The organism is Streptomyces angustmyceticus, assembly GCF_040701845.1.
Lineage (GTDB): Bacteria > Actinomycetota > Actinomycetes > Streptomycetales > Streptomycetaceae > Streptomyces > Streptomyces angustmyceticus_A.
Window position 1 is genome coordinate 1 of record NZ_JBFBHQ010000059.1, and the last position, 3,176, is coordinate 3,176.

At 70.1% G+C, this 3,176-nt stretch carries 1 protein-coding gene; it reads left to right on the top strand.

Going from position 1 to position 3,176, the window contains the following annotated elements; genetic code table 11:
- Positions 1–659 precede the first annotated feature (659 nt).
- On the top strand, positions 660–3,176 hold the full coding sequence (locus AB0411_RS37685; protein ID WP_366421722.1) for a DEAD/DEAH box helicase: 2,517 nt from the start codon (positions 660–662) through the stop codon (positions 3,174–3,176).

A 3,176-nucleotide genomic window follows, 5' to 3' on the forward strand; every position in this document is an offset into this window, starting at 1 on the left:
CGCGGAGCGGGAACGTAACTACCGGGCGAAGCCCGGTAGTTCGCTTGCATATCGCGCAGCGATATGGGACCCGCTCCGCGGGAACTCCAGCGGAGCGCTTCGCGCACCGCGCCCGGCAAAGCCGGGTCGGCCCCTCCGCTCCGCTCCAGGGCCAACCACAGTGCACGCGGGTCGCGTTGCGGCCCGCAGCCGCCGCTCCGCGCGGCCCGGCGGCCTCCGCTTCGCTCCAGCCACCCCCACACGCCCCGCCGCTCACAACCACCGGCCCGTGGGGGCGTAGTGGCCCTGCGGGCCAAGCGGGCTACAGGGGGGTGACAGGTAGTCGGGAGGGTGATGGGCCGAGCAGAGGGGGCGTGACGCTGAGGTGACCTGCCGTCAGGCCGCTTCGGCGATAGCCATAAGGCAACATTAACGGAATTCAGCCACGTTCGAGGGGCTTTCCTGGTTCTGATCGCTTCACTTTGAAACGCGAGATAGACTCTGGACTCAGATAGCAGCACCGCTAAGGGGGCTGGACCGGTTTTCGATCACGCTCCCCCGCTACTGGTCCGAGGCTGTGACCCGGTTTTGGTGACGTTCACCGTATCCGATTGCACGCCTCCTACATGCAGGTTTCCCGTTCCCTGCCCAGCTAAGAGCCCAGGAGAAGGCAGACGGATATGTCGACCGCCAGCCGAACCGATCAGCGTGAGGCGGCGCAGCAGGAAGCCGTAGACACGGTTGTCCGTGCCCTCGAATTTCCTGCAAGATCGCTTGCGCCCGAGAGGGGGCTCCGGACTCAGGTGATCATGGCGACCGGGTCCGGGAAGACCCGGGTCGCGGCTCGCAGCGCGGAGAAGCTCCGTGCGGGCCGTGTGCTGGTGCTTGTCCCCTCGCTGGACCTGCTCACCCAGACCGAGGCCGCGTGGCGCGAGGCAGGCCGTTCGGGCCCGATGATCGGGGTCTCTTCCCTGCGGGGCGAGGACGTGACCTTCCCTAACACCACGGACGTGGAGGAGCTGGTCGACTGGGTGCGGCCGTTCGACAAGGCCACCGTGTTCGCCACCTACGCCTCCCTCGGGCTCGGCACGCTGGAGCGCGCGCACAAGGCCGGCCTTCCCGGGTGGGACCTGATCGTGGTCGATGAGGCGCACCGGACGTCGGGGCGGCTGGGGAAGCCGTGGGCGGTCGTCCACGACAACACCCGCATCCCGTCCCTGCGCCGCCTCTACATGACCGCCACGCCCCGCCTGTGGCAGCTGGACGAGGATGCCCAGAGCGCGCCGGGCGAGCTGGTCGCGAGCATGGAAGACGACCCCGACGGGCCCTTCGGCAGCAGGGCGTTCACCCTGACCCTCTCGGAGGCGATCGACCGGGGGATCTGTGCCCCCTACCAGGTGGTGTGCGTGGACATCACCGACAGCCAGCTCCAGGCCGCGCAGCTCCTGGGTGATGAGGGTCGCTCGGACGAGGTCCGCGGGGCCCGGCTCGCAGCTCTCCAGACCGCGCTGCTGAAGGCGTCGTCGGAGGAGGGCTTCCGGCGCACGCTCGTCTTTCACCATGTCGTCAAGGAGGCCGAGGCGTACGCGGCCGGCCTCCCCGACGTCGCTGCGCAGCTGCACGCCGCCGACCCGGAGCTGTACCCGCGCACGATCTGGGCGGACTGGCTGTGCGGCGAGCACAAGCCGGGCCATCGGCGGCGCGTCCTCGGGGAGTTCGCGGCCGGGATCGCTATGGACGGCACGGTCGTGGAGAAAGGGTTCTTGGGCTCGGTGAAGGTCCTCGGGGAGGGCGTCGACACCAAGAACTGCGACTCCGTCTACTGGGCTGACGTGCGCGGCTCCATGCCCGACCTGGTCCAGGCCGTGGGCCGCGCGCTGCGGATGCAGCCGGGCGAGGGAAAGGTCGCCTCCCTCGTGGTACCGGTCCTGCTCGGGCCGGGAGAAACGGCGGACAACATGCTCACCTCCAGGGCGTTCGGTGGGTTGGCGAAGCTGCTGGAGGCGCTCCGGGCGCACGACGCGAGGGTGGTGGAGGCGTTGGCCGAGCAGCAGGCCCCCAGCGCCTACAAGCCCGTCCAGAAGGCCGCGCAGGGTCAGGAGAGCCGGGGTGAGGGGACCGGGTCCGGCCCGTCGGCGTCCGCGCGGAAGCTGCTGAAGTTCAGCTCACCGCGCGACCCGGCGCAGCTGGCCGCGTTCATCAACCTGCGGGTCCTCAACCCGGAGCACGAGCACTGGCGGCGCGGGGTGGAGGCCGCCGTCATCTTCGTGCGCGAGCACGGCGACCTGAAGGTGCCGTTCACGTATCGCGTGCCCGAGGGTGAAGAGGCGGAAGGGGTCGGGTGGCCGGCCTCGCTCGCCAACTTCCCCCTCGGGCAGTGGATCGCCGACAACCGGCGCTTCTACGCCCGCGGCGACATGGACGAAGACCGCATCGAGCAACTGGAGACGCTGGGCATGGTGTGGTCGCACTTCGACGTCGCGTGGGAGGAGGGCCTGTCCGCCGCGCGCGGGTGGGCGGCCGAAGCCGGCCACCTCCTGGCCCCGCTGGACGCCACGCACCAGGGCTACCGGGTGGGCATCTGGCTGAAGAACGCGCGAGCCGCCGCACGCAAGGCAGCCGAGAACGCGCAGCGGCGGGCCGAGGGCCTGCCGGTCGAGTCGTCGGCCGGAGCGCTGTCCGACGAACGACGCGAGCAGCTGGAGGACATCGACCCCTCCTGGTGCCCAAACTGGCCAGTGGAATGGCAGCGCGCCTTCCACCTCGTCCGGCTCCACCTCGAGGAGCTCGGCGGCACGCTGCCGACCGCGCCCGGCGACGTCGTGCACCAAGGCGAAGACCTCGGACGGTGGGTGCGCTCAGTCCGGCTCGGCTGGGACAACCTCACCACCGTCCAGCAGTGGATGTGTGAGCAGGTCCTCGGCATCGAGCCCGCCGGCGAGGACGAGAAGCCGCCCCCGCGCCGTACGCAGGCCGACAAGTGGGCGCTCAACTACGAGGCAGCTCGCCAGTTCTACAAGCGCGAAGGGCACCTTCGGGTACCGAGGAAGCACATCGAACGGATCGTCGTCGGCGAGGACCAGGAGGAGCGCGAGCTCCGGCTCGGGGCATGGATCGGGAACCAGCGCAGCCGGGCCGCGACGCTCTCCCCGCAGCGGGTGGAGCAACTGTCCGCCATCGGCATGCGATGGAGCTAG

Coding starts and splice junctions, on each gene's coding strand:
- AB0411_RS37685 (WP_366421722.1), top strand. CDS start 660: ATGTCGACCGCCAGCCGAACCGATCAGCGTGAGGCGGCGCAGCAGGAA.